The sequence below is a fragment of the Microbacterium sp. HMWF026 genome (genome assembly GCF_003061325.1).
In the GTDB taxonomy this organism is placed as follows: domain Bacteria; phylum Actinomycetota; class Actinomycetes; order Actinomycetales; family Microbacteriaceae; genus Microbacterium; species Microbacterium testaceum_E.
This window is the reverse complement of the sequence record NZ_QAJB01000012.1, coordinates 1-13,005: the sequence shown is the minus strand read 5'-3', so window position 1 is coordinate 13,005 and position 13,005 is coordinate 1. Positions and strand designations below refer to the sequence as shown.

Annotated in this window: 15 protein-coding genes and 1 tRNA gene; 8 read left to right on the top strand and 8 right to left on the bottom strand. The window is 67.3% G+C overall.

The features are described 5' to 3' along the window. Positions 1 to 265: 265 nt before the first annotated feature. Both DBR36_RS00495 and DBR36_RS00490 read left to right on the top strand, forming a co-directional pair. Positions 266 to 1,471 carry an aminotransferase class I/II-fold pyridoxal phosphate-dependent enzyme gene (locus DBR36_RS00495; protein ID WP_108317083.1) on the top strand — a complete coding sequence of 402 codons (1,206 nt, stop codon included), beginning with the start codon at positions 266 to 268 and terminating at the stop codon, positions 1,469 to 1,471. Positions 1,472 to 1,648: 177 nt separating this feature from the next. After that, positions 1,649 to 1,840: a hypothetical protein gene (locus DBR36_RS00490; RefSeq protein WP_108317082.1), complete on the top strand. Its 192-nt coding sequence runs from the start codon at positions 1,649 to 1,651 to the stop codon at positions 1,838 to 1,840. 6 nt (positions 1,841 to 1,846) lie between these two features. Here DBR36_RS00490 and DBR36_RS00485 read toward each other — a convergent pair whose 3' ends face one another. Next, positions 1,847 to 2,653: a carbon-nitrogen hydrolase family protein gene (locus DBR36_RS00485; RefSeq protein WP_108317081.1), complete on the bottom strand. Its 807-nt coding sequence runs from the start codon at positions 2,651 to 2,653 to the stop codon at positions 1,847 to 1,849. Continuing rightward, on the bottom strand, positions 2,650 to 3,147 hold the full coding sequence (locus tag DBR36_RS00480) for a DUF6328 family protein (RefSeq protein WP_108317080.1): 498 nt from the start codon (positions 3,145 to 3,147) through the stop codon (positions 2,650 to 2,652). The genes DBR36_RS00485 and DBR36_RS00480 overlap by 4 nt, the downstream gene beginning before the upstream one ends. An 83-nt stretch (positions 3,148 to 3,230) precedes the next feature. Here DBR36_RS00480 and DBR36_RS00475 point away from each other — a divergent pair. Then, a tRNA-Met gene (locus DBR36_RS00475) sits at positions 3,231 to 3,304 on the top strand. A gap of 67 nt (positions 3,305 to 3,371) precedes the next feature. On the opposite strand, the gene merB is transcribed toward DBR36_RS00475, so the two are convergent. After that, entirely contained in the window at positions 3,372 to 4,052 is a 681-nt protein-coding gene (merB, locus tag DBR36_RS00470) for an organomercurial lyase (RefSeq protein ID WP_108317079.1), read from the bottom strand. 453 nt (positions 4,053 to 4,505) lie between these two features. On the opposite strand from merB, the gene DBR36_RS00465 reads away from it, so the two are divergent. From DBR36_RS00465 to DBR36_RS00450, 5 genes are all read left to right on the top strand, one after another. Beyond that, entirely contained in the window at positions 4,506 to 5,366 is an 861-nt protein-coding gene (locus DBR36_RS00465; RefSeq protein WP_108317078.1) for a hypothetical protein, read from the top strand. Positions 5,367 to 5,465: 99 nt separating this feature from the next. Then, entirely contained in the window at positions 5,466 to 5,756 is a 291-nt protein-coding gene (locus tag DBR36_RS00460) for a hypothetical protein (protein WP_108317077.1), read from the top strand. Positions 5,757 to 5,767: 11 nt separating this feature from the next. After that, positions 5,768 to 7,495 carry an alpha/beta hydrolase gene (locus DBR36_RS00455; RefSeq protein ID WP_146185142.1) on the top strand — a complete coding sequence of 576 codons (1,728 nt, stop codon included), beginning with the start codon at positions 5,768 to 5,770 and terminating at the stop codon, positions 7,493 to 7,495. Between the two features lie 598 nt (positions 7,496 to 8,093). Next, positions 8,094 to 8,540, top strand: a complete 447-nt coding sequence (locus tag DBR36_RS17130) for a hypothetical protein (protein WP_146185141.1) — start codon at positions 8,094 to 8,096, stop codon at positions 8,538 to 8,540. Positions 8,541 to 8,611: 71 nt separating this feature from the next. Continuing rightward, the gene (locus DBR36_RS00450; RefSeq protein ID WP_181373423.1) at positions 8,612 to 8,905 is read left to right on the top strand and encodes a WXG100 family type VII secretion target; all 294 of its coding nucleotides are present in this window, start codon (positions 8,612 to 8,614) and stop codon (positions 8,903 to 8,905) included. 109 nt (positions 8,906 to 9,014) lie between these two features. On the opposite strand, the gene DBR36_RS00445 is transcribed toward DBR36_RS00450, so the two are convergent. The 5 genes from DBR36_RS00445 to DBR36_RS00425 all read right to left on the bottom strand — a co-directional run. Further along, positions 9,015 to 9,227, bottom strand: a complete 213-nt coding sequence (locus tag DBR36_RS00445; protein ID WP_108317074.1) for a hypothetical protein — start codon at positions 9,225 to 9,227, stop codon at positions 9,015 to 9,017. 165 nt (positions 9,228 to 9,392) lie between these two features. Next, positions 9,393 to 10,295: a carbohydrate ABC transporter permease gene (locus DBR36_RS00440; RefSeq protein WP_108317073.1), complete on the bottom strand. Its 903-nt coding sequence runs from the start codon at positions 10,293 to 10,295 to the stop codon at positions 9,393 to 9,395. A gap of 8 nt (positions 10,296 to 10,303) precedes the next feature. Then, positions 10,304 to 11,230 (bottom strand): carbohydrate ABC transporter permease, encoded by a 927-nt coding sequence (locus tag DBR36_RS00435; RefSeq protein WP_258222483.1) that lies wholly within the window; start codon positions 11,228 to 11,230, stop codon positions 10,304 to 10,306. Continuing rightward, positions 11,227 to 12,522, bottom strand: a complete 1,296-nt coding sequence (locus DBR36_RS00430; protein WP_108317072.1) for an ABC transporter substrate-binding protein — start codon at positions 12,520 to 12,522, stop codon at positions 11,227 to 11,229. Before DBR36_RS00430 ends, DBR36_RS00435 begins: the two co-directional genes overlap by 4 nt. Continuing rightward, positions 12,519 to 13,005 (bottom strand): phosphotransferase family protein (locus tag DBR36_RS00425; protein WP_146185140.1); only part of this gene is annotated, 487 nt, incomplete at its 5' end. The genes DBR36_RS00425 and DBR36_RS00430, both read right to left, overlap by 4 nt.

Sequence of the window (13,005 nt, the reverse complement as noted above, 5' to 3'; positions counted from 1 at the left end):
GCTCTCGCCGAGGTTCGGGGCGTCGTGGCGCGGCGACGTGGGGACGCCGCCGTGCGCGTCGGCCGTGTTGTGGCTGTGGTCGTTACCCTCGGGACGGTTGTCCGTGGTGTCGCTCATGGGATGCTCCTTCTTCCAGGCGCTTCTACGATGACCTCGGATCCTGTGGGCCACCTATGACGAGCGTGAGCCGCCTCTATGGGTCTAGCAGGTACACACCCCATGGCATTCCCGCTTGCGCCGGCCGGGTGTGCGGCATCCTGGATCCATGCAGCAGATCCCCGGCGCCTGGCAGCGCACCGCCCGCGGTGCGGGGCTCCTCGCGCCCGACGGCTCTTCCGTTCCGACGATCTTCGCCGAGATGAGCGCGCTCGCCGCAGCGACCGGTGCGCTCAACCTCGGTCAGGGCTTTCCCGACCAGGACGGACCGGAGGCGGTGATGGATGCCGCGCGCCGCGCGATCGCGGACGGCGTCAACCAGTACGCCCCGGGCCGCGGTTTCCCCGAGCTGCTCGCCGCGATCGCGGAGCACCAGCAGCGGTTCTACGGCATCTCGCTCGACCCGGCCCGCGAGGTGCTCGTGACGGTGGGTGCGACCGAAGCCCTGGCGGCGACGCTCCTCGCGCTGGTCGACTCCCCCGACGACGAGGTCGTCGTCTTCGAACCGTATTACGACTCGTACGCCGCGTGCGTGGCACTGTCGGGCGCGAAGCTCGTCCCGGTGCCGCTGCGGTGGCCGGACTTCCAGCCCGACCTCGAGCGGTTGGCATCCGCCGTCTCGGGTCGGACGCGCGTGATCCTCGTCAACGATCCCCACAATCCGACGGGCACGGTGTTCTCGCGCGAGGTGCTCGACGAGATCGTGCGCCTGGCGCACCTGCACGACGCCGTCATCGTGACCGACGAGGTGTACGAGCACCTCGTCTTCGACGGTCCGCACGTGCCGATCGCGACCCTGCCCGGGGCGGCGGAGCGCACCCTGTCGATCTCGTCGGCGGGCAAGACGTTCTCGCTCACGGGGTGGAAGACGGGGTGGGTGACCGGCCCCGCCGAGCTGGTGTCGGCCGTGCTCGCGGTCAAGCAGTTTTTGACGTACGTGGGTGCGTCGCCCTTCCAGCCGGCGATCGCGGTGGGGCTGCGCCTGCCCGACGAGTTCTTCGCGTCGGTGGCGTCCGAGATGGCGGCTAAGGCCGCGCTGCTCGGCACGGGTCTGCGCGCGGCCGGGTTCGACGTGTCGACGCCGGGCGGGTCGTATTTCACGGTGGTGGATGCCGCCCCCCTCGGCGCCACGGACGCCGACACGTTCTGCCGCGAGCTGCCCGACCGCGCCGGGGTGGTCGGCATCCCGCTCACCGCTTTCGTTTCGCCCACGCACCGCGATCAGTACCGGACCCTCGTGCGTTTCGCCGCCTGCAAGCGCGTGGAGGTGCTCGCCGACGCGGCCGAGCGTCTCGCCGCCATGACGCGCACCTGATCGCTCGCCCCGGTCGCTGACCCCGTCCGCTCACCCCGCGGGGTGATCTTTTCGTCACGGTAACCCGGGCAACGAAACACGAAATGCGCCCGTGGTACTTTTCCGCAGAACGAGGTTTTCGCCGCCTCGTTCTGGGGGGAAGTACAAAGAATGTCTCGAAAGAAAAGCACGCACGATTTGCGACCCGTTCGCGTCGTCGAGCTGTATGGAAAAGATCTGCGGTGGGAGAGCGCGGAACCGCATCTGCGCCTGACCGACGAAACCGTCGCGCGTCTGACGCACGAGGGCTACACCATGGCGCTCGTCCGCGTGGGGCTGTGGCGCACGCGGCGCGTGTCGCTCATCCGCCACGCGCAGCGGCTGTCCTGAGGCCCGTCAGCGCGGCGTGACCCGAAAGCGCCGCAGCTCGAGAGCCGGATTGACGCGCCGCACGCGCGCGATGGCCTGCGGGTCGACGTGCGCCACCGCGATGTCGGTGGCGGTACCGACCTGCGCAATCGCGACCCCCTGCGGGTCGACGATCATCGAATGCCCGACGCCGAGGGGCGGGGTGTGATCCGCCGCGGCGACGAAGAACGTGTTCTCGATCGCCCGCGCCTGCAGCAGCGTCTGCCAGTGGTGTTCTTTGAGCGGACCGCGCACCCATTCGGCGGGCACCAGGGCGACGTCGACGCCCGCGTCGGCGAGCAGACGCGCCACCTCCGGGAACCGCAGGTCGTAACAGGTCATCAGACCGAACCGCAGGCCGTCGACGACGAAGGTCTGCGGCGGCGCGAGTTCGCCGGCCTCGATCCAGTCGGACTCCCGTTGGCCGAAGGCGTCGTACAGGTGGAGCTTTCGATAAACGGCCCGGATGCCGTCACCCCCGACCGCCACGACCGTGTTGCGCACGCGGCGGCCGTCGTCGGCCTTCTCGAGCAGACCCGCCACGATGACGACGTCGAGGTCGGCGGCCAGGGCGGCCAGGGTGCGGACGAAGGGCCCGTCCAGGTCTTCGGCGTTCTCGGCGAGCGAGGCGTCGAACGGGTTGACGAAGTAGCTCGAGTACTCCGGGTAGACGATCACCCGCGCGCCGCGTCGCGCTGCCGCGCGCGCCGCGGTCTCGATGTCGTCGAGGTTGCTCTGCCGAGAGGCGACGGGGGCGAACTGCGCCACGGCGATGCCGACGGTGTCGTGGTTCATCGCGTGCTCCCTCTGGCCCGGCGTAGGACGGACACCGGCACCACGATCCACAGTACGAGGATGATCAGCCCCAGCACGACCCCCGCGGCGATGGCCGCTGCAAGGCTCACGACCACGTCGAAGACGAACACCACCACGCCGACGAGCAGCAGCGACACGAGCGCGAGCGCGCCGCGCAGGCAGTTGTGTCCCGTTCGCACCAGAGCCGGCTTGACCTGCAGGTGGAACACCGCGCGGTGCAGCGCGACCGGCGCGAGAGCGACCACCGCGCTGAGCGCCGCGAGGCAGATGAGCACCAGATAGAACGTCCGCTGCGTCGGCGACAGGTCGGCGAACGAGGACTGGAATGCGAGCGCCAGCAGAAAGCCGGTCAGGATCTGCGTGCCCGTCTGAAGCACCCGGAGTTCCTGCAGAATCTCGTTCCAATTGCGGTCGGCCCTCTGCGCGGGCGTTTCGGGGCGTCCGTCGTCGAGGTCGTCGAATGTGTTGCTCACCGGCCTATTCTCTCGCGACACTCCCGGGCGGTATGCCCGGATTTGCCATGTCGTTCATCTCGGCGTAATGTTTTCTCTTGTGCCGCGGGGTGGAGCAGCTCGGTAGCTCGCTGGGCTCATAACCCAGAGGTCGTAGGTTCAAATCCTGCCCCCGCAACAAGAAGAAGGCCTCGGATCGCAAGATCCGGGGCCTTCTACCTTTTCCGGATGCCGGCGCCTGACCCTCACGCGTCGTCGGGCAGCCCCCAGAACGGGCCGCGGAGACCCACCTGCCGGAAGTACGCCGCGGCGCGCGTGGGGTCACGGCGCTCGTACGGGCTGTTGAGCCTGCCGTCGTACCAGTGCGCGGCGAGGTTCCACAGGGTCGTGAGCGACAGCACGTCCCCTCTCGTGTTCCCGGTTCGACGAAGCCACGCGTCGACGCACCCCTCGTCGCAGAAGATCTGCTGGTTCTCGCACGCGTGCGCGGCATCGGGCCAGATGTCGGCCGCGGGCACCAGAAAGTGCGCCACCTGCTCCCCGACCGGCGGCTGCTCGTTCGTGACGGTCCACGCGTGGGCGCTCCCGCATGCCGGGCACGTCGTGGCGACGAGCACCGAAGGCGCGTCGGGGACGAGGTGCGGGATGGCGAACGCGTCCCACGCGCACCCGCCCCACCAGAGGGTGTCGGGGCCCATCACGGAGAACCGGAACGAGCGGGATGCGAAGGGGTGCGCCAGAACGACCTCCTCCCCCTCGAGAACGATGTGCCGCGCAGCGGCGAGCTCGCTCAGGTCGGCCCGGACCTCGTCGATCGACCGTCCGGTAGCCGTCGCAAGACCGGCGGGGTCAAGCGCTCGGCCGGTTTCGGCGAAGTGCCGGTAGAGGGTGACGCGGGTGCGTTCGGCGTTGTCGGAAAGCGGCATGGGGTTCCTTCATTCGGGGGCGGGCGAACATGGGCGGTCTTATCGGCGCGGACCGCGTTGCTGTTTCGCGCGACCGTTGTACGCACGGTCTCGAAGCCCGTTGCGTACAACAGTCGCGCGAAACGGTAGCGGTGTGGTCGCCAAGGCTCCCGTGACGGCGTCTCGATCACTCATGCGTGACATCCTTCCCGCGCGATCTGAAGTGCCGACGTCGGAGCGGTCAGTCCCCCATTGGGGAGCTCGATTCGACCAGGATGCCATTTGGGTCTAAGCAGTCCCCACATGCGGCTTGTGGCTCGTGAGAACCGATCATGGCGGCGCGCGAAGCGGACAACAAGTCTGACGACGCCAGACCCCGCGGTCGCGGCGCTCCACTCAGCGCGGGCCGATGCGTTCAGGCGTCGTTCGTCTTCGTGGCGGCGGGGATTCTCGCGCGCCCCCTAGCGTGCAGAAGTGATCGCCCGCCTGCTGTCGTCCGTCCCGCTCGGACTGGCCATCGTCCTCGGACCCACGGTGCCGTCGGTTCACGCCCAGGTCGCCCACCTCTGTCCGCTCACATCGGCCGTCGCGGTCACGGACGACGGCAGGATTCTGCCGAACCAAGTTCCCGGTCCCGTCGTCACCCCGGGCTCGACGATCACGCTCACCCTGAGGTTCGACAGCTCCTACGGTCTCTGCCCTTCCGGTGTGCAAGCCGCGACCTTCGCGCCCGACGGGCGGCACCTCGACCGGCCGTGGTCCGACGGCGGGGAGCTGAAGTACTCCGTGCGCGTCCCCTTCGACCTCCGGGGCGGCGTCGATCAGACTCTGGTCATCCCGACGCGAGAAGAAAATGGGGCGACCCTGCTGTACAGCCTTCCTTTCCGCACCGACGACTCGGGAACGGAGCGTGGCAGCGTGACCAACCTCGGACCCGGCCGGGTGATCGACGGTCGCCTCGTTCTCTGCTCCGACCGGCCGGACGCATGCCAGTCCTCCCCTGCCCCCGCGGCGGCTCCCGATGCCTCGCCCACGGAACCCGCCACTCCGGCGGCCGCGGTGAGCCCGGCAGCAGTAGTCGCCGCTCCTGATGCGCCCCCTGCTGCGCCACCCCCCGCTCTTTCGGCCGAGGACCAGCCGCCGCCCGCTGCGGTGGAATCGGTCGAGGCGACGTACGCCGCCCCGGCGAGCGCGCCAGCCCCGGCGGCTCCGGAGTGGCTGTGGCCGGGTGTCGGTGTCGCCGCGGCTCTCGGCATCGCGCTCGCCGGCGGCCTGCGCATCCTGCGGCACCGTGATCGGGTGGTCCGCATGCGCCGAATGGCGCACAAAGGCTGACGCACGAAGAGACGCGGCGGCAAGGTTCACCCGATCCGGCCCGCTTTTCACCTGGGGATAACCCCCGTCGAACGGGGCACGCGTCCTTAGCTAGAACGCATGTCAACGTTCTCGGTCGATCCCGATGCCCTCACGAGCACCGCCGGTGTCGCGCGCAAGCTCGTCGACGCGGCCACTGCCGACACTCCGACGGAGCATCCTGCCGACGTCGGCCACGACGGCCTCGCCGACGCCATCGGTCATTTCGCCTCACGCACCGATGACGCGTGGCGCGCTCGCGTCGATGACCTGCGCCGTATCCCCGACGCGCTCGACGACAGCGCGTCGACGTACGAGAACGCCGACAACGAGGCAGCCGCAGCGGTGCGACGAGCGGACGGGGGGCTGTGATGCTCGGCTCGATGTCGACCGACCCCGCGGTTCTCGTCCCCGGCTCCCCCGCATCGATCGACACGGCCATCCGGGGGTGGAAGGCTCGCGCTGACCACGCCGAAGAGAACCGCCTGGCCCTCACGAAACTGGCCGTGCCCGACGGGTGGCAGGGTTCGGCTCCCGTCGCGTTCACCGACCACCTCCGCAAGGTCGCCTCGACCTGGATGCCATTGCAGCAGTCCCTCACGGTCGCGTCCGGCGCCCTGCAGGAGTACAGCTCGACCCTGGCGTGGGCCCGGGATCAAGCAGGCGTCGCGATCGACACGTGGCTACAGGCGCAAAGGGCCGAAGAACAGGCCCCCCTCCTCCCCACCACGCAGGCCGCCGCCGCCGAGGTCGAAGCTTTGCGAGAGAAGGCGTGGTCGATCCTTCGCCACGCGCAGTCGCGCGTCACCGAGGCGGGTGACCGCGCGGCCGGCATCATCCGCACGGCCGCCGCACAGCCCGAGCTGACACCCGAAGCGTGGCAGCGCGTCGGCGAGAACGTCTCGACACCGGAGCAGGCCGCCGCGCTTCTCGCCTCGCTTTCCGCGTCCGACATCGACGACGTCCTGGCGGCGCGTCCCGACCTCGTCGCCCTGCTGCAGCAATTGGACCCCGCAGCGATTAACAGGTGGTGGACGTCACTGTCTGTGGCCGCGCAGAACGCGCTGGTCATCTCGTCGCCGGGCTTCGTCGGCAATCTCGAGGGCGTCCCGTACACCACGCGCGACAAGGCCAACCGCCGGGCGCTCACCCAGCGCCTCAAGGACGCGGAACACGAGATGGCGGATGCCGAGAGACCTCTGCCAGATTCGCCGCCACCCACTGCTGAGCAGATCAGAGAACATCAAGAGCGGTTGGACGCCGCCCGAGAAGAACGCGACGCGTTGCGTGGCGTTCGCGACGGACTCGAAACCGACCGCGACCGTGCGCCTCGCTATCTCGTCAGCGTCACGTCCGACCACCCGCCATTGGCGGCCATATCCATCGGCAATCTCGACACGGCCGACAACATCACGGTCGCGGTGCCCGGTATGACGTCGGAGGCCGCAGCAATGCGGGCGTGGGCAGCATCCTGTGACGAGCTTCAGAGGCGTCAGACAGAACTCGACGGTGGTCGACAGCACGCGGTCCTTGCGTGGATCGGCTACAAGGCTCCCGCCTCGCCAGCCGAGGGGGACCTCTCGGTATTCGGAAACACTCTCGCGTCTCAAGGAGCCGTCGAATTGAACAAGACGCTGGTCGCGCTTGACGCAGTCCGGGGAGAGGCGACCCTGAATGTCGTTGCCCACAGCTACGGGTCGACGACGGCCGCAATCGCGCTTTCAGACAGTACTGTCCGGGTCGATTCCTTCGTCGCTATCGGTAGCGCCGGTTTTCCCACTGAGCTGAACCAGGCAAATGAGCTCAACGCTGAGGCGGTATACGCCGGTGAGGCACGATTTGCCATTCCTTTCATCGGCATGAACGGCGACGAATTGGCCTGGGTCGGAAGGACGTCCGATCACCCGGTCGATCCGACCCATCCGCTCTTCGGCGCCAGGACCTTCTCGGTCGATGGAGGCGACGGGGGCATTGCCGTGACGCGGCATGTGACGACGACGCCCGACGGAACCGGCTACTTGGATGCTTCGACGGAATCGCTGAACAATATCGGCCTCGCGACGACGGGGCGTGGGACTGAGATATCTCCCGCCGGGCTTTGGTTCTTCTGAAAGGTACTGGGAATGCTATCTACACGCTTGGCTCGCCGCGCGACCGCGGCGCTTATGTCGGTCGTTGTCTCGCTGTCCGTCACGGCTTGCGTCCCGGCTGACACAACTCTTCCATCGGCCGTCGAAGTCGAGAACCGTCTTGTCGAGCTACTCACGAATACCGCCGAGCGCTTAGCTGTCGGCGGATGGGATACAACAGGAGGCCGCCCTCGCCCCTCACCCTGCGATCAGCCCGATACATCGAAGTTCGCGTGGACCATCGCTACCAGTCCTGGCGTTGATGCGCTTGCGGACGCCCAGAAGATCCGCGACTACTGGGCGAGCCTCGGAATGACAGCTCGTCTCGTCGAACGACCTCGGCCAGCGGTGTATGCCCACGGAGGCGGCGATGTGGCGGGGGTTGCTTTCATATCGGATCGCGACAGCTACCTCATCTCCGGAGATTCTCTATGCGCTGACGGAAACTCTGCAGATCTCGAGGACCGCCCGAGGTCGACGGCACCGTCCCCAAGCACATCGCTGTTGCCGTCGGCTCAACATCAAGCAGGGCACGTCGACCCCCCGAGACTTTTGCTCACACTCGGCGAGAAGGTCTGAGATGGATGAACATCTGAAGCGGCGCCTCGCTGTAACCGCGGCTTCCGCCCTGACAATCGCCCTCGCGGGGTGCAGCGTGCAGAGCGAAGAACGCATCAGCGCCGACCAGGCGCGAGACGCACTCCATTCGCTCATCAGCGACACGGCGGAGCAACTGGGCGACGGAACCTGGAACGAAGTCGTTGGTCCCCCATATTCAAGCAAGTGCGGCTCAGCTGACGCGGTCAAATTCGCGTACTCCGTGAGTACCGAGCGCGGGATGGACCCTAGAGCTGATGCCGAGGAAGTCGCCGAATACTGGTTGCGTTTGGGGATGAGCGTCAAAATATCCGATGGCCCGGTCCTGGCCGTTTTCGGAAGCGGCGGTCCCGTATCCGCGGTGTCTTTCGGCACCGGTCCCGCTGTGTATTCGATCTCCGGCACATCGCGTTGCTCAACCGGTGAATGAGACACAAACCAGGCCACCACAAAACGCCTCGTCGATCATCGCCATCCGCCGACACAGAGACTATGCCTTCAATGACCATCTCCTTCGACCCCACCCGCCACGCACAACATCTCAAGGCCCTCGCCGACGCCGACGCCGCCATCGAGTCCCACCTCACCGAGCTCGAAACGCAGTCCGACGCCCTCCGCGCACAGTGGAGCGGTCAGGCTCAGCAGGCGTATGAGCGCACCCATGCGCAGTGGTCATGGCACATGCTTGACCGACGCGCCAATCTCAAGGCTGCGAGCGACGCCGCGAACAAGGCCGCCGAACTCCTCGTCGACGCCAATCGCCGGGTCACGCAGTCATGGCGCTCCCTCAGCTGAACAGACAGCAAAAAAGAAAGCCCCGGGCCTTTCGACCCGGGGCTTCCCCATCCCCCCACTGGCTCTCAGTACCGCCCTCGGTCCCCCGACCGAGCAGGCAAGACTGTTTTCACAGATAACTGCGGTGGCGGCTCGACGCGGCGGCAGGCGCAGCCACGACGAGTGCGGCGACGATCAGAAGAACTCCGGTGTCGCCGTGGATGGTCAGCATGACGACGCCGGCCACCGCGAGGACGACGACCGCCGCCCACAGCATGATGGTGACCAAGGGTGTCGCCCAGAGCGGCAGGGCTGCTGCCTGCTGCGTGTAATCGTTTCGCATTGCTCCTCATCTTCGAGACGCGTACGCAAGTACTTCGGCCTGTCGATCTGTAGCTTCTTCGGAAACCTCACCGGAACGGTTTGGATGCCGATGCAGAAACCATACGCCAGACGTCCCCCTTTTGGGGGACATTGTGTTCTGGATGCAAAATTGATACCGCTGCGTCTAGCGGATGCCGCTGCGCGCGAACCCCTGCACGAAGTACCGCTGGAACAGCAGGAACAGCAGCACCATCGGCACGACCGAAATGAGCGCCAACGCCATGCTGGCGCTGTAGTCGGGCGTCGACTGCCCCTTCAGGTACAGCAGCCCGATCGGCAGCGTGAACAACGCCGGGTCCTTCAGGGCGATGAGCGGCCACGCGAAGTCGTTCCAGCTGCCCAGCAGCGTCAGCAGCGTCAGCACCGCGATGAGCGGCTTGCTCAGCGGCAGCACGATCTGCAAGAAGGTTCGCAGGTGACCCGCTCCGTCCATGCGCGCCGCCTCGATCAGCTCCTCGGGAATGCTCAGAAAGAACTGCCGCGCCAGGAACAGTCCGAAGGCGGCGGCGGCTCCCGGCAGAATGACCGACCAGTACGTCCCGGTCAGCTGCAGCCCGGTCACCAAGCGGAACTGCGCGACCATGATCGCCTGCACCGGGATCATCATCGTCGCGAGAGCCAGGATGAACAGGATGCCGCGGCCCGCGAACCGGATGCGAGCGAACGCGTACCCGGCGAGCAGGTTCACGATCACCGTCAACGCCGTGACGAACGCGCCGATGACGAGCGAGTTGGTGAACCACTCCGCGATCGGAAAACGGGCGAAAAGGGACGCGAAGTTCTCGGTGCTGAACGTACTCGGCCAGAACTGCACCCCGCCCGGGCGGAACACCTCTCCGCGCGGCGAGAAGGCGATGACGACCATCCAGTACAGCGGAAAGAAGATCACCGCCGAGGCGACGACGGCAAGAGCGATGCGGATGCCGAGCCCCAGCGCCGACCCATCGCGGCGACGCCGGCGTCGCGATGACGGGCTCTGCGGAGGCTCCCCCAGCGGGGCGATCTGCGTGAGCGTGGAAGAGGTCATGGTCGTCCCTACTCGACGGTGTCGCGCGAGCGGCTCGTGCGCCACTGGATGTTCGTGAACACGAGGGTGATGAGCAGGATCACGACACCCAGCGCGGCGCCGTACCCCTGCTCGCGGATCTGGAAGCCGTTGCGGTACGCATAGGTGCCCAGCACGGACGTCGAGAATCCGGGCCCCCCGCCGGTCATGACGAACACGATGTCGAACACCTGGAACGACGCGATGACGTTCATGATCAGCAGGAAGAACGTCGACGGTCCCACGAGCGGCGCGGTGATGCTGCGGAAGAGCTGCCACCGCCCCGCGCCGTCGAGGCGGGCTGCCTCGTACAGCTCGGGCGACACGCTCTGCAGTCCCGCCAGATAGATCACCATGTTGAACCCGATGCGCAGCCAGATCGCCGTCACCATCACCGAGACGAATGCCGCGGTGCCGTCGGACTGCCACGCGATCGGCGCCGCCCCGAGCGACGTGAGCGCTTTGTTGATGATCCCGGAGCCCTCGCTGAAGATCGTGACGGCGATCATTCCGGATGCCACTCCCGAAATGACCAGCGGCAGCACGATGATCGTGCGGAAGACGCCCTTCGCCGGCAGAACCGAATTGAGAAGGACGGCCAGTCCGAGCCCGCCGAGCAGTTCGACCGGCACGGTGATGAGGGTGAACAGCAGCGTGTTGCCCAGGCTCTGCCAGAACACGGGGTCGCCGACCATGCGCGCGTAGTTCGCCAGGCCCACCCACTCGGGATCGCCGAATCCGCGCGAGCTGGTGAACGACAGCTGCACCGCGAAGACGATCGGCACGAACAGGAACAAGCCCATCAAGAGCATGTTCGGCGCGATGAACCCGTACCCGGTCAGCGCTTCTTGCACGCGCGCCCGCCGCGGCCGCAGTGTCGAGGCGACCGGACGACCGCGGACGGACGCGACGGTCACGAGCCGGTCGCCTGTCGGATGCCGGTGGTGATGTTCGCGAGGGTGTCGGCGGTGCTCTGCCCGTTGACGAAGGCCGCCTCGAGCTGGTCCTGCATCGACACGGCGATCGCGGCGAGCGAGGGCGAGGTGAGCTGCTTCACGTCGCTCGGCTGGATCGCCGTCGCCTGCTCGACGAACACCGGCATGACATCGGGGCGCACCGCGAACGGAATGGACGACGGATCGATGTCGACCCGGGTGGGCAGCTCGTTCGTGGCCGCGCAGAAGGCGGTCATGTTGTCGGCATCCGTCATGAATCTCAGGAACTTCGCGGCGAGCTCGGGCTGCGCCGAGGACTGCGTCGCGACCAGGGCGTTGCCGCCGAGGTCGGTGGCGCCGCGGTCGTTGACGGGCATGGGGAGCGCGGTCCAGTCGAAGCCGGCGAGGTTCTCGATGTCGGGGACGACGAACGAGCCGAGGAAGGCCATGGCGACGGATTCCTCGGTGAAGAACGAGTCGGCGTAGGTGGCGGCCTTGACCGAGCTGGTGGGCGGCACCCATCCTTTCTCGAAGAACGAGCGGGTGAAGTCGAGGGCTTCGGTGCCGGCGGCGGAGTCGATCTCGGGGGTGGTGCCGTCTTCGCCGAGCAGGGCTCCGTCGGCCTGGAACAGCCAGCTCAGCCACCGGGGTGTGCCGCCCAGCTGCCAGTTGTAGACGAAGGGGTACTTATCGGCGGGGAGGGATGCCTTGAGCTTGACGGCGACGTCGGCGAACTCGTCCCACGTCCAGGCGTCGGCCTGGGTGGTCGGCAGGTCGGTGATCCCGGCGGCGCTGAGCAGCTGCGTGTTGACGAGGAGCGCCGAGACGTCGGTCTGGTGCGGGACGCCGTAGGGCGTGCCGTCGTATGACACCGCCTCCCACATGGCGGGGGTGAATTGCTCGATCTCTTCGGGCGTGAAGTACGGGCTGACGTCGAGCAGCTGGTTCTGGCTCGAATAGACGCCGAGGTTGCCGTAGTCGACGCGGAAGATATCGGGGGCATTGCCCGCCGACAGCTGCGCGTCGATGTTGCTGAACATCTGGTCGTAGGGCACGACATTGAGCTGGACGGTGACGCCCTCGTTCTCGGACTCGAATTGCGAGACGAGGCTCTCGAAGGCCGTCTGCTCGGATTCGCTCGCCCAGGTGGTGAAGGTGAGCGTGCCTTCTTGCTGCGTGGTGGAGCCTCCGCCGGTGAATCCGGTGCAGGCGCTGAGCGACAGGGCGGTCACGGCCGCGAGAGAAAGCGCGCTCAGCATTCTGGTGTGATTCATGGTTCTTCTTTCGTGTCAGCGAGCGCCGGGCTGTGGGGCAGCCGTTCGAGCTCTTTCTCGACGAGGGTGACGAGCCCGTGGGGTCCGAGGATTCCGTCGAGCATCCGGAAGGGGGCAGGGTCTGAGGGGTCGCCGTCGAGGGCGGCGAGAAATGACAAGGTGGCGTCTTCGATGGCGCGCACGCAGCCGAAGCGGATGACGCGCTCACGGTCGATGTCGACGTCGCGGCCGTATCCGTCGCGGAACAGCTCGCGGTGCTTCTCGGTGAGGGGCGCGTCGAACATGACGCCCAGTTCGACGAGCATCAGGTCGACCTCGCGCGGGGCGATGGTCGCCTCGTCGAAGTCGATGAGCCAGGGGCGTCCGCCGTCGTCGAGCAGCACGTTGCCCAGGTGGGGGTCGCCGTGGGCGGTGACGCGGGTGGTGGGCCGTCGGGTGCGCTTGAGCTGCCGGGCGACGGCGGCGAGGTGGCGCAGCCGGGGG